The organism is Pseudomonas sp. P2S-1 (assembly GCF_057197725.1).
The window spans coordinates 849,051-867,414 of the sequence record NZ_CM170068.1; the positions used below are offsets into that span (position 1 = coordinate 849,051).

Genomic DNA, 18,364 nt, shown 5'->3' on the forward strand with positions numbered 1-18,364 from the left:
TGCAAAGCGCTACTAAAACCGTCCAGCACATACGCCTGTGCTTGCGGTTCTGGACTCGGTATCCAGTTGATCGCATTTACCCAGATGTACTCGCATGACAGGGTTTGGGACCGCTGCGCGGTCCTTCACGGGCAAGCTCGCCCGCGCTGAGCTGAAGAACTGGTCCCTGTTCGACAGCGCCGTTCGAAAGGCTGGCTGAAGGTTCCGAGCCCGCCACCACCCCACCCATCACCCCGGAAACAAAAACGGACTAACCCCACTCCGCCCAAACCCCTCCCGCTCAACCTCCGCATCCAGCCCCAGCGTAGCCAGATCATCCGCCACCACTTCCAGCCCGCGCTCATGCTCCGGATAAAACACCTTCAAGTAGCTTCGGCATTCTCCACAGCTCTCTGCTTTGACCGCAGCCTTAACCTCCCCAAGCGACCAATAATCCAGCCCCCCGGTAGCCTCACAGTTGCTGCACTTGAGCCGCACCATATGCCAGCGACTCTCACACAACCCACACTGCAAATACCGCAACCCCGCCTGCGCCCCGGTCATCACACTGCTCGCCACCGGAGCACTCGCACACACCGGACAAAACTGCCGCTCTTCCCCCCGAGCCTTCCCCACAGCCGGCAAATGCGCCGCCAACTGCCCGAAGTACAACGACAGCGCCGCCCACACAAACAGCGCCTCCCCGCTATGCACCTCGTGAAAATCCCCGCGCAACAGCGAATCGGCATAAGCCTCCAACCGCCAATCCTCCTGCACCAGCAACTCTTCCAGCGCCGGATGCTCCACCGTCTCCCCAAGCCCCCGCAACAGCACCAGCCAATGCCCATGCCGCACATGCCGCCGACAATCCAGCGGCGCACCTTCCTCACCCAACGACGCCTTCAACCCGGCCAGCACGGAGGAGGGCAGAGGCCGCTGCTTGAGCAACAACTCCTGGCTCTCCACCACCCCCGCGACAAAGTCCAGGTAATCCGCCATGGGATGCCCCACCGCCAACTCCCGCAACCGCGCCGCCCGCCGCGCATAGTTCCCCTCCCGCGAAGGCAACAACACCGGCGCAATTTCCCCGACCGCCACCTGCCCGGCGTCCAGCGGGCTCATCCGAATACTGCTGTTCATTTCACTTTCCCATCCTGCTTGGCACTGATCTGCCGATACCACCGATCATGGTGCGTCTTCGCCCAGCGATGACTCACATACCCCGTGACCATCCCGCGAATCGAGCCCTTCACCCAGAACGCCAGGTACGCATGGCCGATCACCAGCAGGATCAGGCCGATCCCGGCCAGGGCATGCACCAGCAAGCCGATGCGAATGACGGGAATGGAAAACAGCGGCGCAAAGTACGGCCGCCAGATCACCACGCCACTGACCAGCAGCAGGCTGATCAACCCCATGATTCCCCAGAACAGCACCTTCTGTCCGGCGTTGTACTTGCCGATCTGCAGCGCCGGTTCATGCTTGCCGGCGAGTACCTGGGGCACGTTCCTGAACCAGATCCGGTCCTCCGGCTCCGGCAGGTTGTAGCGCACGAAGCGGATGAACAGAAAAACCAGCAACAGGAACACCACCACCCCGAAGAACGGGTGAAGAATCCGCGCCATCTGCGGCGTGCCGAACACCGCATTGAGGCCGTTGAGCGAGGGGAAGAACCACGACAGCCCCGACAGCGCGACGGTGAAGAAGCAGATCACCATCAGCCAGTGGCTGGCGCGCTCGATGAAGCGCGTGCGCAGGATCATCTTGTCCTTGTTCATGCGTGGGTCTCCTCGTCGTGGGTTTCGTCCTCGTCCACTTCGTTCGGGCCAACGCCGACGTAGTGGAACATCGTGCCCGCGAGGGTGGCGAAGAAGGCCACCGCCGCCGCAGGTTTGAGCCAGCCTTTCCAGCCCTGCACCGCGGTGCTGATGCGCGGGTCGGTGGGGAGCTTGTGGTAGAGGTGCGGTTTGTCGGCGTGCTGCAGCACGTACATGACGTGGGTGCCGCCGACGCCTTGCGGGTCGTAGAGGCCGGCGCCGGCGAAGCCGCGGCCATGTAGTTCGTCGACGCGCTGGGCGGCCAGATGCTGCATTTCAGTCTTGGCGCCGAAGTTGATGGCGCCGGTGGGGCAGGTCTTGACGCAGGCGGGTTCCTGGCCGACCGAGACGCGATCAACGCAAAGAGTACATTTGTACGCCTTGTTGTCTTTCTGGCTGATCCGCGGCACGTCGAAGGGGCAGCCGGCGATGCAGTAGCCGCAACCGATGCAGTGCTCGGACTGGAAATCGACGATGCCGTTGGCGTACTGGATGATCGCTCCCGGCTGCGGGCAGGCCTTGAGGCAGCCGGGGTCGGCGCAGTGCATGCAGCCGTCCTTGCGGATCAGCCATTCGAGGCGGCCGCTTTCGTTTTCCACTTCGTCGAAGCGCATCAGCGTCCACGTCTCCGCCGAGAGGTCGGCAGGGTTGTCGTAGACACCGACGTTGTGGCCGACCTCGTCACGCAGGTCGTTCCATTCGTTGCACGCCACCTGGCAGGCCTTGCAGCCGATGCAGATGCTCACGTCGATCAGCTTGGCGACCTCGGCCTGGTGATTGCGCGCCTGCGGCGGCGGGGTCAGCGAGCTGGTGGCCGAGCGTTTGATGATGTCCTGGGATTGGTATGACATGAGTGCTCCCTCAGACCTTTTCCACGTTCACGAGAAACGCCTTGTATTCCGGCGTGTGCGTATTGGAGTCGCCGACCCCGGGCGTCAGGGTGTTGGCGAGGAAGCCCTTGCGCGTGGCGCCTTCGTAGCCCCAGTGGCAGGGGATGCCGATGGTGTCAACGGCCTGGCCGTCGATGGTCAGGCGCTGGATGCGCTTGGTCACCACGGCCTTGGCCTTGATGTAGCCACGCTGGGTGCTGACCTTGACCCGGTCGCCATGGGCGATGCCCTTGTCCGCGGCGAGCTTTTCACCGATCTCGACGAACTGCTCCGGCTGGATGATCGCGTTGAGCCTCGAGTGCTTGGTCCAGTGGCGGAACAGCTCGGTGATCGAGTAGGTGGTGGCGACGTAGGGGAAGTCCTCGCGCTTGCCCATCCGCGAGCGGTCGTGGTCGTAGATGCGCGCGGTGGGGCAGTAGGTGACCTTGGGGTGCAGCGGGTTGCTGGCCAGCGGGCTTTCGGTCGGTTCGTAGTGCTCGGGGAACGGGCCGTCGTTGAGCGCGCCCACCGAGAACAGCCGGCCCACGCCTTCCGGCAGCATGATGAACGGGCTGGTGGCGCTGCCGGGGGCGATGGTCGGGGCGAAGTCGGGCACGTCGATGCCGCTCCAGCGCGCGCCGTCCCAGGCGATCAGCTGGCGTTTCGGGTCCCAGGGCTTGCCCGCCGGGTCCGCCGAGGCGCGGTTGTAGAGGACGCGGCGGTTCTGCGGCCAGGCCCAGGCCCAGCCGGGCGTGTTGCCGAGGCCCACGTCGGTGTTGTCGCGGCGGGCCATCTGGTTGCCCTGTTCGGTCCAGGAACCGGCGAAGATCCAGTTGAAGCACACCGTGCTGCCGTCGTCGCGCAACTGGCCGAAGTCGTTGAGCAACTGGCCCTTGCGCAGGATCAGGTTGCCCTGGTCGTCCTTGAGGTCGACCAGCGCGCGGCCGTTGGATTCCTTGGCGACTTCTTCCGGTTTCGGGTCGAGCGGGTCGGCGTAGTCCCACGCCATGTTGAGGATCGGCGCGGGGTTGGCGCCACCTTCCTTTTCATAGAGTTCACGAATCTTCATGAACAGGTGGCCAAGGATCTTGCCGTCGTGCCAGGCCTCGCCGGGTGGCGCGGCGCCCGCCCAGTGCCATTGCAGCCAGCGCGAGGAGTTGACGATGGAGCCGTCTTCCTCGGCGAAGCAGGAGGAGGGCAGGCGGAACACTTCGGTCTGGATCGCGGCGGTGTCGACGTTGTGCTCTTCGCCGTGGTTCTTCCAGAAGCTCGAGGTCTCGGTGGCCAGCGGGTCGATGATCACCAGGAACTTGAGCTTGGCCAGCGCGGCCTGGGCCTTGTTCTTGTCCGGGAAGGCCGCCACCGGGTTGAAACCCTGGGCGATGTAGCCGTTGACCTTGCCTTCGTACATGCGGTTGGTGAAGTTGATGACGTCGTAGCTGTCATCCCATTTCGGCAGCCAGTCGAAGCCCCAGTCGTTGTCTTTCGTGGCCTTGTCGCCCCAGAAGCTCTTCATCATGCTGACGAAGAATTTCGGGGTGTTCTTGTAGTAGTTGACCTGGTCGGCCTGCACCGCGCTCGGGGTGGTCTGCTTGAGGTAGGTGGCGAGGTCGGTCTGCGCGTCGGACGGCAGGTTCATGTAGCCCGGCAGGCGCAGGGAAAGCAGGCCGAGGTCGGTGTAGCCCTGGATGTTGGAGTGGCCGCGCAGGGCGTTCACGCCGCCGCCAGCCATGCCGATATTGCCCAGCAGCAGTTGCAGCATGCCGGAGCCGCGGATCATCTGCGCGCCGTTGGTGTGGTGGGTCCAGCCGAGGGCGTAGAGGAAGGTGGCGGTCTTGTCCGGGGCGCTGGTCTCGCCAATGATCGCGCAGATCTTCAGGAAGTCGTCCTGCGGGGTGCCGCAGACGTTGCTGACCATTTCCGGGGTGTAGCGCGAGACGTGCTGCTTGAGCAGGTTCCATACGCAGCGCGGATGGCTGAGGCTAAGGTCGCGCCTGGCGAAGCCGTTCTCATCCAGCTCGTAGTTCCACGAGGCGCGGTCGTAGCTGCGCTTGCTGGCGTCGTAGCCGCTGAACAGGCCTTCGTCGAAGTGGTAGTCCTCGCGCACGATCAGGCTGGCGTTGGTGTAGGCGCGCACGTACTCGTGCTGGACCTTGTCGTGGGTGATCAGCCAGTTGACCATGCCCATCAGGAAGGTCACGTCGGAGCCGGCGCGGATCGGCGAGTAGATGTCGGCCACGGCGGCGCTGCGGTTGAAGCGCGGGTCGACCACGATGACCTTGGCGCCGTTGCGGATCTTCGCTTCGATCACCCACTTGAAGCCCACCGGGTGCGCTTCGGCGGGGTTGCCGCCCATGATCATGACCACGTTGGCGTTCTTGATATCGACCCAGTTGTTGGTCATCGCGCCCCGCCCGAAGGTCGGTGCCAGGGCGGCCACGGTCGGCGCGTGGCAAACCCGCGCCTGGCTGTCGGTGCCGAGGATGCCCAGGGCACGGGTGAAACGCTGGTCGAGGGAGCCGGTCTCGCTGCTGGCCGCCGAGGAGCAGAGCATGCCGGTGCTGAGCCAGCGGTTGACCGTGGTGCCCTTGGCGTTTTTCTCGATGAAGTTGGCGTCGCGGTCGTCCTTCATCAGGCGGGCGATGCGCTCGATGGCATGCTCCCAGCTGACCCGCTGCCATTTATCCGAGCCAGGGGCGCGGTATTCGGGGAAGAGCAGGCGCTGGTCGCTGTGGATGTAGTCCACCAGGCCCGCGCCTTTCGGGCACAGCGAGCCGCGGCTGACCGGGTGGTCCGGGTCGCCTTCGATATGGAAGATCCGCGCCTTGGCGTTCTTCGCGCCGTCGCCGAGGCTGTACATCAGCAGGCCGCAGCCCACCGAGCAGTAGGTGCAGTTGTTGCGGGTTTCCTTGGCCCGCAGCAGTTTGTACTGGCGCGACTGGGTCGCCTGGGCCATGCCCGGGGCGAAACCCAGGGTGGCGCAGGTCGCGGTGGCGGCGCCCACGGTGCACAGTTTGAAGAACTGTCGTCTACCCAGTCCCATGATCATCTCCTTGTTGCGGCCGAGCCGACGCGACAGCCGCGCACAGGCGTGCGCGCCGGTCAAAGCGGCGGAATCGGGCGGTGGTCTTCAGGCCAAAGCAGGCAGGAAAGGCGGCCCGACCCATTCTTTCGAGGGTCTGGGCAGCGCATTCGCGGGGAGTCTATGTCCATATCTTTTGTGTGACTAATCGACAGTGACAATCAATTGATCGATGTCATCTATTGGCACATAAAAAGAAGGGTTTTCTGGGTTAGGCGCGGCGGTGCTAAAGTCGCTCCTTTTTTCCGTCGAAGAGGTTGAACATGCGTATTGCCCTGGCTTTGCTCGCCGCCACTCTGCTGGCAGGCTGCGCCTCGTCGGCGATGAACACCGCCAGATCTGGCCAACCGGACAGGATTATCAATTCGACCAAAGAAGCACAGAAGGTCGCCGAGTGCGTGCAGTTCAGCTGGCAGGATGAGGCAGTGTTTGGCGTGGACGCCAGCGGCTACCTGGAGCGCACGGCCCAGGGCATCACGGTTTCGACCCGTGGCGGCGAATACTTCACCGATATCTCCCAGGCCGGCGGTGGCAGCGTGGTCAAGTTCTACGCGCAGAAGGACGATGCCCTGGCGCAACGCCGTATGGCGGCCCTGGCTACCTGTCTCTGATCTGCGGCTTATACTCAGGCAACGATACCGGCGTTGTGCCGGTATCGTCGCTTCGGTCGTCCTGACCGGAGTGCGTTGATTCCTTTTCGCGGCAATCGGACAACCCGTCAGGAGGTGTCTTATGCGCCCGTATCAACGCCTGTTCATGATCGCTTCGCCGAGCCTGCGCCACACCCCGGCCATGGAACGTGCGGTGGCGATCGCCAGGGCCACCGACGCGGCCCTGCACATCGCGGTATTTCTCGAAGAAGGTGACCTGCTCGGGCGCATGGCTGCGGGTTCGGCGCTGCGCCAGTCGATGGAGCAGGACGCCTGGACCTGGCTGCGCGACGAGGCCGCGCAGTTGCGCCATGACGGGCTGGAGGTCAGTTGCGAAGTGCAGGTGAGCCGGCACGTGATGGCGGACATGCTCGAGCATGTCGAAGAGATGCAGCCGGACCTGGTGATCAAGGACGTGCACCATGAATCGGCCTTGCGCCGGGTCTTTCTTACCCCGCCGGACTGGCAGTTGCTGCGCGATTGCGCGGCGCCGTTGCATCTGGTCAGCGATATGCGTTGTCCGTTGCCGAAGGTGGTGATTGCGGCGGTGGATACCCTGCATCCGGACAGCCAGCACACGCGGATCAGCGATCGGGTGATTCGCGAGGCCAATGCCCTGGCGATTCAGTGCGATGCCGAGTTGCATCTGTTGCATGCCTGGGATGTGGCGCAGACCCAGTTCGCCGACTTTGGTGCGGGGGCGGTGACCATGCCGGGTTTCAACAGTGAGGTGAGACGGTCGGCGCAACTGGCTTTCGAGCATCTGGCCGAGGCCCATGGGGTGGCGGAGAGTCATCGGCATTTCGTGACGGGGCCGGCGACCCATGCGATCGCCGAATATGCCGGGCAGCACCGGGCGGATGTGATCGTCATGGGCAGCAGCCAGCGGCGCGGGGCGGCGGGGGTGCTGGGGAGCACTACCGAGCATGTGTTGCAGCATCTGCCTTGCAATGTGCTGGCGGTGCGGGGGCAGCAGGATAATTGAGGATGAAGCTGATGGCCTCATCGCTGGCAAGCCAGCTCCCACAGGCACCGCGTACCCTGTGGGAGCTGGCTTGCCAGCGATAGGGCCATCAGCCCCAACCCAAAATCACCAGCGAACCCGCACCCCGAGATTCCCGATCAACCCATTCAGATCATTGTCATCCACATCACTGCTGTAATCGGCACTGACAAACAGCGCCACCTTCGGCGTCACCCTCGCCACCAACCCCAGCCCCAGTTCCACCGTGGCCGAATTGCGCCCGCTGCTGATCTTGTCGACCTTGTCCAGGCTGACCGTGTCGGCATTGGAGAAGTCGTACCACACGTTGGTCCGCAGGAACGGCTCGATGGGCATGCCGCTCACCACATAATGCCCGGACAGTTTCGCCCCGACCCGGCCACTCCAGCTCGGCTGCCCGTCGAGGGATTGCAGGGCATCGGCCTGGGCCTGGTTGGCGGCGAAGTACTGCTGGTTGACCAGTTGCGCCTGGGGTTCGATCACCCAGTTCTTGCCCAGGCCAATGGGAAAGCCGCCTTCCACCGAGAAGGTCAGGGCATGCCCATCGCCATCGATCCGCGCGCCATCTACATTGCGCCCGCTGGCGTCGAAGCGGGTGCCCATGGCCACCGCGTCCACATGCCAGCCCTGTTCATTGCGCAGGCTCCAGTACATGCCGACGCTTTCCCCCTGCAGGCGCACCGGGGCGTTCTTGTCGCCGGTCTGCGGGAAGCCGCCTTGCAGGTCGCTGCGTCCGACGAAGATCCCGGCGCTATGGACGTTGCCGCCGGCGGTCTCGCGGACGAACAGGTCGGGGCTCATGCGCAGTTGGTTGCCGGGCATTTCCAGGGGATGCTGGCTGGACGGTGCTGCGCTCGGGAAGAACTGCGCCCATTGGCTGTGCAACATGTCCGGGGCCAGCAAGGCATCACGTTCGGCGCGGCGTTCGGAGAAGGCACTCAGCGTCTCGCGACCCAGGCCGGTGAAATTCACCGGTTGCAGGCTCAGGGTCGGCATATGGAAGGCCTGGGACGGGTCGAATTCCTCGCGTTCCAGGGCATCTGCCGGGGTCGCCAGCAGCAGGGAAGCGGACACGGCGAAGAAAAACGATTCGAGGCTGGTGGGGGTGGACGCTGTTTTCATGGTGAATCTCCTCATAGCGAACAGCCAGGGATCTGGCCTGATGTCACGGCTCGAGGAGGGGCGACCCAAACCAGCAAAACGGAGCCCGTCCCGCGCGCTGGAAAGCGCAGGCTAGAGGCCCGGATTGAGTGTGGAGTGATGCTGCTAGGGTTCAGTCAAGGAGAACGGGGGCGGGGCGTCAAGATTGTGTGAAAAGGGTGTTAGGGGATTGTGCGAGGGGGCAAGTGCTTGAAAGCAAAAGGGGTTCTGCATTCTATAGAAAAGTAGGGTCTTTCAGAGGGGTTGGCTATTTCGAATGATTGCTAGGCATCGAGGCAGGATGGTCAAGCGCGTACCCTGTGGGAGTCCGCCCAGCCTTGCAGGCTGCGCTGTCGCGCAGAGAACAGTTATTGAGCCGCGCCGCGATCACTGTGGGAGCTTGTCGGAGCGCCGAACCGTCGCGAACGGCGGCGAAGCCGTCGCAAAAACCTGAGTCCGCGTCTTGCCTGACACACTGAGGTGGATGGTTTTGGGGCCGCTTTGCGGCCCTTCGCGGGCAAGCCACGCTCCTACCTGGACCGCGTTGGCCATCAAGCCGAGATGTGTAGATAGCCATATAGCGATGAGGCCGGCACTGACAAAGATGTTGTCAGTGCCGGCCTCATCGCTGGCAAGCCAGCTCCCACAGGGTTCTCTGTTAGCCGCGAGGTCGGATCAAGCCTCCTCGTCCCGCACCAGCTCCAACAGCACCAGGCTGCGCCCCGTCACTTCATACTGCCCACCAAACTCCAGCTTCGGCGATTTGCGCCGCTTCGGCTGGTCGGTGTCGATCAGCGCGCTCCAGTACTCACCCTGCGGCACCTCCGGCAAGGTGAACGGCACGGTGTCATGGTGCGCATTGACGATCAGCAGCAAGGTGGCATCCGCCCCCGGCTTGAGAATCCCGCTGACCTGCGCCCGCCCATCCATGAGCATGCCCAGGCAGCGGCCATTGCCATCCTCCCACTGCTCCACACTCATTTCATTGGCATCCGGCGCCAGCCAGGTGACGTCCTTGACCCCGATCGCTTCGTTGTAATCACCCACCAGGAAGCGCGCCCGGCGCAGGATCGGGTAGCTACGGCGCAAGCGGGTCAGGCGCTTGACGAAGGTCATCAGCTCGGCGCCGTCCTCGTCCAGGTCCCAGTTGATCCAGCCGATCTCGCTGTCCTGGCAGTAGGCGTTGTTGTTGCCGTGCTGGGTACGGCTGAATTCGTCACCCGCGACGATCATCGGCGTGCCCTGCGCCAGCAGCAACGTGGCGAACAGGTTGCGCATCTGGCGCAGGCGCAGGGCGTTGATTTCCGGGTCGTCCGTCGGGCCTTCGGCACCGTGGTTCCACGACAGGTTGTTGTTGCTGCCGTCCTGGTTGTTTTCGTCGTTGTCCTCGTTGTGCTTGTCGTTGTACGAGACCAGGTCACGCAAGGTGAAACCGTCATGGGCGGTAATGAAGTTGACCGAGGCATAAGGGCGACGGCCACGACGGTTGAACATCTCGCCCGAGGCGGTCAGGCGCGCAGCGAAGTCGGCCAACTGGCCTTCGTCGCCTTTCCAGAAGGCGCGGACGGTGTCGCGGAAGCGGTCGTTCCATTCGGCCCAGCCGGGGGCGAAGTTGCCCACCTGGTAGCCGCCCGGGCCACAGTCCCAGGGCTCGGCGATCAGTTTGACCTGGCGCAGCAGCGGGTCCTGGCGGCAGGCGACGAGGAAGCTGTGACGCTCGTCGAAGCCCTCGTGGTAACGCCCGAGAATGGTCGCCAGGTCGAAACGGAAGCCGTCCACATGCATCTCGCCGGCCCAGTAGCGCAGCGAGTCGGTGACCAGTTGCAGGACGCACGGGTGGCTGAGGTCGAGGGTGTTGCCGGTGCCGGAGTCGTTGATGTAGTAGCGCTTGTCGTCCGGCATCAGGCGGTAGTAGGAGGCATTGTCGATGCCGCGCATGGACAGGGTCGGGCCCAGCTCGTTGCCCTCGGCGGTGTGGTTGTAGACCACGTCGAGGATCACCTCCAGGCCGGCGTCGTGCAGGTGCGCGACCATTTCCTTGAACTCGGCGATCTTGCCCTTGGCCAGGTAACGCGGGTGCGGGGCGAAGAAGGCGATGCTGTTGTAGCCCCAGTAGTTGTTCAGGCCCTTTTGCAGCAGGTGCTGGTCGTTGACGAAGGCGTGGATCGGCAGCAGTTCGATGGCGGTGACGCCAAGGTCCTTGATATGCCCGAGCAGGTCGTCGTTCATCAGGCCGGCGAAGGTGCCGCGGGCCGCGTCAGGCACCGACGGGTGACGCATGCTGATGCCGCGCACATGGGCTTCGTAGACGATGGTCTTTTCCCATGGCGTGCCAACGCGGCGGTCGCGGCCCCAGGTGTAGGCCGGGTCGATCACCTTGCATTTGGGCACGTAGGGCGCGCTGTCGCGCTCGTCGAAGCTGAGGTCGCCGTCCGGGTGCCCGATGGTGTAGCCGAACAGCGCTTCCGACCATTTCAACTGGCCCACCAACTGCTTGGCATAGGGGTCGATCAGCAGCTTGTTGGGGTTGAAGCGATGGCCGTTCTGCGGCTCGTAGGGGCCATGCACACGGTAGCCGTAGATCAGCCCCGGATGGGCGTCGGGCAGGTAGCCGTGGAAGATCTCGTCGGTGTACTCGGGCAGTTCGATGCGCTCGATCTCGGTCTCGCCGCTGGCGTCGAACAGGCACAGTTCCACCTTGGTGGCATTGGCCGAGAAAATGGCGAAGTTGACCCCCAGGCCATCCCAGGTCGCACCCAGCGGGAAGGGCAGGCCTTCCCGGATGCGCGAGGGTTCGGTGTGTACGGTTTCTGCGGTTTCTTCTTTACGGCTCATGGGTCACCTGAAGCGTTCTTAGGGGGACAGGAGGCCTGCACGACAGCCCGAGGGCTGTCGCGTGTGGCGGAAATACAGTGGTGGTGCCGGGCTTAGAGCGGGGCAGGTTTCTTCGGCGCGCGAGGCTTTTTCGCGACGGCCGGCTTGGCCGCGGGAGGCTTGCTGCCAAGGGTCGCGGCAGGCGCGGCCTTGGGTTTGGCGGCGGCCTTGGGCTTGCTCGCTGCCTTGCTCGCGGACTTGGCCTGCGGCGCCAGGGCTTCGGCCTCGGCCAGCTTGCGCGCCATGTCCCAGTGGCGTGATTCCTGGCCTTCGGGTTTGCCTTCCGATTCCCAGATCTGGTACGCGAATTCGCGTATGCGTTTTTCCTCGACACTCATGGCTAGGCTCCTGATGACTCGATGTGATCGATAAAGAGATTCACGGGAAGGTGTTCCAGCGCGCTGCTCAGCCACAGCTCTCTGTTGTGTGTGACTGCGCGCTGTTCGAAAAGTCCCGAGCAGTTGGCAGTGGGCAGGTCGAACGGCAACAGCACCCGCGTGTCGTCCCAGTTCTGCGCCGGGATCAGCGGTTGCGCCTGTCCGCCAAGCAGGCCGGCCGCCAGGCGCGGGACGATGACCACCGCGTGCTGGTCATCGTGGATACGGGCGAAGGCCAGCACCCGCTGGGCATGTTTGCCGAGCACCTGCAGCGGCACGTAGTCGCCGCGCAGGAACAGTTCGGGGAAGCGCTGACGGCGCTCCAGCACCTGGCCGATCAGCGCCTGCTTGATTCGGCCGTCGCGCCACTGGCCGAGCAGTTCGGCGACCGGCAGGTCCTCGGCCAGGGCCTGGCGGCGGGCGGGGAAGTCCACCGGGCGGCGGTTGTCCGGGTCGACCAGGCTGAAGTCCCAGAACTCGGCGCCCTGGTACAGGTCCGGGATGCCCGGGGCGGTCATGCGCAAGAGCGTCTGTACCAGGCTGTTCAGCGCACCGGGGCAGGCCAGGGCGAGGGCGGCTTCGGCGATGGAATGGCGCAGTTGCTGGCATTGGCGGTCCAGCAGGATGGCGTCGAGGAAGGCCGCGCAGGCCGTCTCGTAAGGCTCGTTGCTGGCGCTCCAGCTGCTGCGCAACTTGGCCTCGCGCAGCGCCTTGACCTGCCACTGGCGCAGGCGCTCGGCGTAGGCGCGCAGGCCCAGGTCGTCGTCCGGACCAAGGTCCAGCGGCCAACTACCGAGCAGGGTCTGGTAGAGCATCAGTTCATCGCCGGCACTCGGTGCGGGGCCGTCCGGAAGCTCCTGGCGCAGTGGCTCGGCGAGTTCGCGCCAGTGTTCGATGCGCTGGGCGTACCAGTCGGGACGCTCGCTGATCACCGCCAGCCGGGCACGCATGTCCTCGCCACGCTTGTGGTCGTGGGTGGCGGTGGCCAGCAGGTTGTCCGGGAACGCGGCCAGGCGTTGCAGGCAACTGTCGTGGAAGGCCGAGGGCGGCGCGCTGAAACGCTCGGCATCGAAGCCGACATCGTTGCGCGACAGCAGCACCGCCGAGCGATAGAAAGTGGTGTCTTCCACGGCCTTGGCAGCGGTGGGCGAGGTCAGTTGCTGAAAGCGCACGCAGGCATGGCGCAACTGCTTTCGCGCCCGGCCCGGCGGCAGGCTGCGCCAGCGCTCGCCGCCGAGCCAGCGTTGCAGGTAGTCAAGCACGTTGGCGTCGGCATCGCCGAGGCTGATACGGGCTTGTTCCAGGGCCTGCTGGAAGAAGGCTTCATCTTCGGCAGGACGGCCACAGGCGTTGATATAGGTGCGATAGACCGGATAGTGCTCGACCAGCGCCTGCAGCGCACGGCGGATCGCACCGAGGGTCAGGTCGCGGCTCATCACATCGTTGCGCGCCACCTGCAACAACGCCTGGGCCACCGATTCGAAGTCGCCGGCAAGCGTGCCTTGCAGCACCAGTTGGCGGGCTTGGCGGATCTCGTCGGCAAACGCCGGGCGCTCACTGAGGTCATGCCACAACTCGGTCAGTGCAGCTTCACCGGCCGGGTCATGTTGCAGCAGCGACACCTGGTTCATGAATTCGTAACCGGTGGTGCCATCCACCTGCCAGTCGCGGTGCAGGCTTTCGCCGGGGCCGAGGATCTTCTCGACATAGATCGGCAGGTGCTCCAGCGCGGCATTCAGCGGCCGCTCGGCGAGCAGCGCGGTAGCCCTCCGACGCAGCTTGCGGCAGTAGCCACGCGGGTCGGCGAGGCCGTCGATATGGTCGATACGCAGCCCGTCCACCAGCCCCCGGCCGATCAGCTCGAACAGCTTGCCGTGGGTCGCCTCGAACACCGCCGGCTTCTCCACCCGCAGCCCGCCCAGCTCGTTGACGTCGAAGAAGCGCCGCCAGTTGATATCGTCTGCCGCCGTGCGCCAGCTGGCCAGGCGGTAGTGCTGGCGCTCCAGCAGGGCGTGCAGGCGCTTGAAGCCTTCGTCACTGCGCGAATTGAAGCCTTCCAGCAGACGCTCGATATCCACCGCGTGCTGGGCATGGCAGGCCAGGCTGGCGAGCACCCGCAGCAGCGGCTCGGCCTCGTCGGCATCCTTGCAGGCGGCGAAGCGCCCGGCCAGGTCGCGCAGGTCGGTCAGCTGGCTGCCGGCGAGGATCAGGGCGTAGTCCGGCGGGCTGATGGGGAAGCGGTGGTCATGGTGATGCACCAGGAAATGCCCGCTGGCGGCGTCGAAGCGCAGCGGTGCGGCGCCGTCCTGCAAAACCTTGCCGTAGTCGTCGGCAAGGAACGGCAGCAGCAACTGGCCTTCGAGCAGCGGGTCCGGCGAGTGCCACTGGATATCGAAGAATTCGGCGTAGCGGCTGCGCCGGCCCCAGGCCAGCAGGTCCTGCCACCAGCGATTATGTTCACCGCCGACGGCCATATGGTTGGAGACGATGTCCAGCAGCAGGCCCATGCCGTGCTGGCGCAAGGCGGCCACCAGACGCTCCAGCGCCGCCTCGCCACCCAGCTCCGGGCTGACCTTGGTCGGATCGACCACGTCGTAACCATGCATCGAGCCGGGGCGGGCCTCCAGCAGCGGCGAGGCGTACACATGGCTGATACCGAGACGGGCGAAGTAGGGCACCAGCGGCACCGCATCGTCGAGGGTGAAACCGGCGTGGAATTGCAGGCGCAGGGTCGCGGTCATGGCTTTCATTGATCGCGCTCCCAGGCTTGCTCACGGGATTGCGCCAGCAGTTCCAGGCGCCGTGCGGCGTCCACATCGTCGAGCAGCTCGCGGGCCGGGGCGGCGAAGCGCCGCTGCCAGTTGGGATGACCGTCGATGGTCCCGGGCAGGTTGGGTTGTTCATCGACCCCGAGCAGGTCCTCCAGCGGCAGCAGCACCAGGGGCGCGCGAGTATGGCCGAGCAGGCGCACGCTGGCGTCGATCACGGCGTCGGCATCGTTGAGCGGGTGGTGATAGTTGCTTTCCAGCAATTGGCGCAGTCCCTTGATTTCGGTTTGTCGGGTTTCCCGCCAGTCCCGTTCGGTAATGGCGTCGATCAGTTTCAGGCGCTGGTTCCAGTCGATATCCCGCGACGCCAGCCAGCCGGCCAGGGGCGGCAGGTCGTGGGTGCTGGTGGTGGCCAGGGCGCTGTCCGGCCAGTCGAGGATCGGCTTGAAGCGCCCGGGCGGGTCCTGCTCGAACAGCAACACACGCATGCCGAGGATGCCCCGCGCCGCGAGCTTTTCCCGCAGGCCCTCGGGCACGGTGCCGAGGTCTTCGCCGAGGATGATTGCGCGGTTGCGCACCGACTCCAGGGCCAGCAGGCGCAGCAGGTCGTCGATCGGGTAATGCAGGTAGGCGCCTTCCGGCGCGGTCGCCCCGGCCGGGATCAGCCACAGGCGGTACAGGCCCATCACATGGTCGATGCGCAGGCCGCCGGCATGGGCGAGGTTGGCCCGCAGCATCTCGATGAAGGCGCGGAAACCGTTGCGCTTCAGGCCTTGCGGGGAGAAGGCGGTGATGCCCCAGTTCTGTCCGGCGCGGTTGAGGATGTCTGGCGGGGCACCGACATGCACCTCGGCCAGCAGTTCGTCCTGGCGGGCCCAGGCCTGGCTGCCGGCACCATCGGCACCCACGGCGAGGTCGGCGATCAGGCCCACGGCCATGCCCTGGCCGCGCGCGGCTTGCTGCACCCGTTGCAGGCCACGGGTCACCAGCCATTGGCAGAACACGTAGTACTCGATGGCAGCCGGGTAGTTCTCGGCGAACTGCGCCACTTCAAGGCTGCCCGGGTCGCGCCAGCCGTCATGCCAGTTGCGCCAGTCGGCGGTTACGCCACGGCTGGCCGCGGCGTCGAGCAGGGCTTCGTAGCGGCAGTGATCTTCGAGGGCGTGGCCACCGGCCTTGCGGAAACTGTCGAAATCCTCGCGCAGCGGATGCTCGCCCCGGCTGAAGTCGCGGTACAGGGCGCGCAGCAGTTTCTGCTTGGCGGCGGCGGCCAGCGGCCAGTCGATCAGTGGCAGTTGCTCCAGTTCGTCGAACGGTTGTTCAAGGGATTCCTTGGCGACCCGCACCACGCGCTCGCCTAGCAGCAGTTCCGGGCTGGCATACAGGGCATTGAAGAACAGCCGGCTGGACGGCGAATAAGGACTGAAGGTGTGGGCGTTGTTGGCGAACATCGCATGCATCGGGCTGATCGCCAGGGCATCGGCGCCGCGCTCGGCGGCACTGCGGGCCAGGGCTTCGAGGGCCTGGCAGTCGCCGAAGCCGCCATCGCCGGGGCGGCGCAGGCTGTAGAGCTGGGCGCTGATGCCCCAGGCCCGGGCCGTGGCCTGGTGTTTTGCGTCAGCCAGGGTGAAGCAGCGCAGCGGCGCCACGGCGACGGTGAAGCCCTGGCCATTGATATTCAGGCGGTGATAGCCGAGGGGCAGGCCGCCCGGCAGCTTGCCCTTGGGGTCCAGGCGCAGGGCCTGTTCGCTGCCGTCCTCGAGGGCGGCGTGCACCAGGCTGCCGCCGTCGAACCAGCGCGACAGGTCCAGGGTTGTGTCGATATCCACTGTCAGCAAAGGCGGCAGGTGCTGCTCGTCCTCGGCCTCTTCCAGCGCGGCCAGGCTGCTGGCGATGCTGTCTGCGTCGTCGGCAGGGTGGCCAAGGGCGCCGAGTACCCGGCGTAGATTGGCTTCGCTGACCTGTTGTGCACGGCCGTTGGCGTCGATCCAGTCCACGGCGACGCCAGCGCGTCGGGCCAGATGGTGCAGTTGCAGGTCACTCATGGGGCAGGCTCCGCTGCGGCGTGGGAATTCAGACTGACCAGGGCGCTGTACGGGGGCAGCGTGCCGGGTTGGTGCACTGCTTCAGTGCAGTTGAACAGCGGTTGATGGGTGTCCGGCAGGTGCGACTGCACCGGGCCCGGGCCGAGGTTGAGGTCGATGCGCAGTTCGCGGCCATCGCCCAGTTGCCAGCGGGCGCTGACTGCCCTGTCGCCGAGCACTTCGGCACCGAGGGCACGGGTGCCGGCGAGGTGGGGGACGAGGTGCTGGCGGCGCAGCTCTAGCAGGTGGCGGTAGAAGTCCTCCCAACTGGCGCTGTGGGCGTTGCGCTTGGGACGTGAGTCGAGGAATGTCTGCACGGCGTTGGGGTCGGGAATGCGTGCGCGTTGCTCGGGGTCGGCGAAGGCAGCGAAGCCCTTGAACTCGCCGCGGCGACCCTCGCGCACGGCGTCGGCCAGCTCATCGTGGTGATCGGTGAAGAACAAGAATGGCGACTCGCTGGCCCATTCATCGCCCATGAACAGCAGCGGGATCATCGGTGACAGCAGGAGGAGGGTGGTTGCTGCACGCAGGGCCTGGGGCGAACACAGGGCCGGCAGGCGCTCGCCAAGGGCGCGGTTGCCGGTCTGGTCGTGGTTCTGCAGGAACAGCACGAACGCGCTCGGCGGCAGGTGCGCGCTGGGTTCGCCCCGGGGCGTGCCGTGGTGGCTGGTTTCGCCCTGGTAGACGAAGCCTTCGCCCAGGCAGCGGGCCAGACGCGCTGTCGGCTCCTGGAAGTCGGCGTAATAGCCTTCCTTTTCGCCGGTGAGCATGACGTGCAGGGTGTTGTGGCCGTCGTCGTTCCATTGCCCGTCGAAGGCGCTCTCCAGCAGGCTGGCCTGGTTCGCCTCGTTCTCCAGCACCAGCCAGCAATGGCGGTTCTCGCCGCAATGCTGGCGCACCGCACTGGACAGGGCGCGGAGGAAGTCCGGGTCCTCGATGGCATGCACGGCGTCCAGGCGCAGGCCGTCGAAGCGGTAGTCGCTCAGCCACATCAGGGCGTTTTCGATAAAGAAGTCGCGCACTTCCGCGCGGCGGAAGTCGATCGCCGCGCCCCAGGGCGTGTGCTTGTCCTCGCGAAAGAAGCGCTCGGCATAGCGGTGCAGGTAGTTGCCGTCCGGGCCGAAGTGGTTGTAGACCACATCGAGCATGACCATCAGCCCCAGGCCATGGGCCTGGTCGATCAGCGCCATGAGTTCGTCCGGCGTGCCGTAACTGTGCTGCGGGGCGAACGGCAGCACGCCGTCGTAGCCCCAGTTGCGCTCGCCGGGAAACTGGTGGATCGGCATCAGTTCGATGGCGGTGATGCCCAGTTCGGCCAGGCGCGGCAGTTCGCGCATGACCCCGGCATAGCCGCCGAGCAGGCCGACATGCACTTCCTGGATGACCGCCTCGGTCCATGGCCGGCCGCGCCACTCGGTGTTGCGCCAGGGGTAACGCTGCGGCGCCACCACCTGGCTCGGGCCATGCACGCCCTGGGGCTGGAAACGCGAGGCCGGATCAGGCACCGACAGCTCGCCATCGATGCGATAGCGGTACAGCGCGCCCTGCGGGCAGCGCCGATGCAGACGGAACCAGCCATCGGCCTCGGGGGCCATGGCGAAGGTAGCGCCGTCCAGCTCCAGTTCGACAGTACGGGCGTCAGGCGCCCACAGGGAAAAACAGGTGCGCTGGCCGTCTTCGACCAGCGCCCCATGGGTGAAGCGCAGGGGCAGTGCCGCCAT

Annotated in this window: 12 protein-coding genes; 2 read left to right on the top strand and 10 right to left on the bottom strand. The window is 65.4% G+C overall.

The genetic code is table 11. The features are described from left to right. Nucleotides 1-228 precede the first annotated feature (228 nt). From fdhE to fdnG, 4 genes are read right to left on the bottom strand one after another with little or no spacing between them, the layout of a single operon-like run. Nucleotides 229-1,119 carry a formate dehydrogenase accessory protein FdhE gene (fdhE, locus tag AC2CQI_RS03970; protein ID WP_484579251.1) on the bottom strand — a complete coding sequence of 297 codons (891 nt, stop codon included), beginning with the start codon at nucleotides 1,117-1,119 and terminating at the stop codon, nucleotides 229-231. Then, nucleotides 1,116-1,757 (bottom strand): formate dehydrogenase subunit gamma, encoded by a 642-nt coding sequence (locus AC2CQI_RS03975; RefSeq protein ID WP_075805295.1) that lies wholly within the window; start codon nucleotides 1,755-1,757, stop codon nucleotides 1,116-1,118. Before AC2CQI_RS03975 ends, fdhE begins: the two co-directional genes overlap by 4 nt. Next, on the bottom strand, nucleotides 1,754-2,647 hold the full coding sequence (gene fdxH, locus AC2CQI_RS03980) for a formate dehydrogenase subunit beta (protein WP_484579252.1): 894 nt from the start codon (nucleotides 2,645-2,647) through the stop codon (nucleotides 1,754-1,756). Before fdxH ends, AC2CQI_RS03975 begins: the two co-directional genes overlap by 4 nt. A 10-nt stretch (nucleotides 2,648-2,657) precedes the next feature. Then, complete coding sequence (fdnG, locus tag AC2CQI_RS03985) at nucleotides 2,658-5,708, bottom strand: formate dehydrogenase-N subunit alpha (protein ID WP_484579253.1); 3,051 nt, start codon at nucleotides 5,706-5,708, stop codon at nucleotides 2,658-2,660. A 302-nt stretch (nucleotides 5,709-6,010) separates the two neighbouring features. On the opposite strand from fdnG, the gene AC2CQI_RS03990 reads away from it, so the two are divergent. Both AC2CQI_RS03990 and AC2CQI_RS03995 read left to right on the top strand, forming a co-directional pair. Continuing rightward, the gene (locus AC2CQI_RS03990; protein WP_484579254.1) at nucleotides 6,011-6,358 is read left to right on the top strand and encodes a hypothetical protein; all 348 of its coding nucleotides are present in this window, start codon (nucleotides 6,011-6,013) and stop codon (nucleotides 6,356-6,358) included. A 121-nt stretch (nucleotides 6,359-6,479) separates the two neighbouring features. Further along, nucleotides 6,480-7,382 carry a universal stress protein gene (locus tag AC2CQI_RS03995; protein ID WP_484579255.1) on the top strand — a complete coding sequence of 301 codons (903 nt, stop codon included), beginning with the start codon at nucleotides 6,480-6,482 and terminating at the stop codon, nucleotides 7,380-7,382. Between the two features lie 105 nt (nucleotides 7,383-7,487). Here the strand turns inward: AC2CQI_RS03995 and AC2CQI_RS04000 are convergent, their stop codons facing one another. The 6 genes from AC2CQI_RS04000 to treZ all read right to left on the bottom strand — a co-directional run bounded on the left by AC2CQI_RS04000 (nucleotide 7,488) and on the right by treZ (nucleotide 18,364). Beyond that, nucleotides 7,488-8,522: an autotransporter domain-containing protein gene (locus tag AC2CQI_RS04000; RefSeq protein WP_484579256.1), complete on the bottom strand. Its 1,035-nt coding sequence runs from the start codon at nucleotides 8,520-8,522 to the stop codon at nucleotides 7,488-7,490. Nucleotides 8,523-9,215: 693 nt separating this feature from the next. Beyond that, nucleotides 9,216-11,375, bottom strand: coding sequence for a glycogen debranching protein GlgX (gene glgX / locus AC2CQI_RS04005; protein WP_484579257.1), 2,160 nt, complete (start codon nucleotides 11,373-11,375; stop codon nucleotides 9,216-9,218). Between the two features lie 92 nt (nucleotides 11,376-11,467). Then, entirely contained in the window at nucleotides 11,468-11,752 is a 285-nt protein-coding gene (locus AC2CQI_RS04010; RefSeq protein WP_484579258.1) for a DUF2934 domain-containing protein, read from the bottom strand. A 2-nt stretch (nucleotides 11,753-11,754) separates the two neighbouring features. Continuing rightward, on the bottom strand, nucleotides 11,755-14,541 hold the full coding sequence (locus AC2CQI_RS04015) for a malto-oligosyltrehalose synthase (RefSeq protein ID WP_484579259.1): 2,787 nt from the start codon (nucleotides 14,539-14,541) through the stop codon (nucleotides 11,755-11,757). Next, nucleotides 14,538-16,604, bottom strand: a complete 2,067-nt coding sequence (gene malQ, locus AC2CQI_RS04020; protein WP_484579260.1) for a 4-alpha-glucanotransferase — start codon at nucleotides 16,602-16,604, stop codon at nucleotides 14,538-14,540. The genes AC2CQI_RS04015 and malQ overlap by 4 nt, the downstream gene beginning before the upstream one ends. Then, a complete protein-coding gene (gene treZ / locus AC2CQI_RS04025; RefSeq protein WP_484579261.1) occupies nucleotides 16,601-18,364 on the bottom strand; it encodes a malto-oligosyltrehalose trehalohydrolase in 1,764 nt (587 codons plus the stop codon). Before treZ ends, malQ begins: the two co-directional genes overlap by 4 nt.

Bases quoted from the DNA above. Each gene is read 5' to 3' on its own strand.
- fdhE (WP_484579251.1), bottom strand. From the start codon at position 1,119: ATGAACAGCAGTATTCGGATGAGCCCGCTGGACGCCGGGCAGGTGGCG.
- AC2CQI_RS03975 (WP_075805295.1), bottom strand. From the start codon at position 1,757: ATGAACAAGGACAAGATGATCCTGCGCACGCGCTTCATCGAGCGCGCC.
- fdxH (WP_484579252.1), bottom strand. From the start codon at position 2,647: ATGTCATACCAATCCCAGGACATCATCAAACGCTCGGCCACCAGCTCG.
- fdnG (WP_484579253.1), bottom strand. From the start codon at position 5,708: ATGGGACTGGGTAGACGACAGTTCTTCAAACTGTGCACCGTGGGCGCC.
- AC2CQI_RS03990 (WP_484579254.1), top strand. From the start codon at position 6,011: ATGCGTATTGCCCTGGCTTTGCTCGCCGCCACTCTGCTGGCAGGCTGC.
- AC2CQI_RS03995 (WP_484579255.1), top strand. From the start codon at position 6,480: ATGCGCCCGTATCAACGCCTGTTCATGATCGCTTCGCCGAGCCTGCGC.
- AC2CQI_RS04000 (WP_484579256.1), bottom strand. From the start codon at position 8,522: ATGAAAACAGCGTCCACCCCCACCAGCCTCGAATCGTTTTTCTTCGCC.
- glgX (WP_484579257.1), bottom strand. From the start codon at position 11,375: ATGAGCCGTAAAGAAGAAACCGCAGAAACCGTACACACCGAACCCTCG.
- AC2CQI_RS04010 (WP_484579258.1), bottom strand. From the start codon at position 11,752: ATGAGTGTCGAGGAAAAACGCATACGCGAATTCGCGTACCAGATCTGG.
- AC2CQI_RS04015 (WP_484579259.1), bottom strand. From the start codon at position 14,541: ATGAAAGCCATGACCGCGACCCTGCGCCTGCAATTCCACGCCGGTTTC.
- malQ (WP_484579260.1), bottom strand. From the start codon at position 16,604: ATGAGTGACCTGCAACTGCACCATCTGGCCCGACGCGCTGGCGTCGCC.
- treZ (WP_484579261.1), bottom strand. From the start codon at position 18,364: ATGGCGGCACTGCCCCTGCGCTTCACCCATGGGGCGCTGGTCGAAGAC.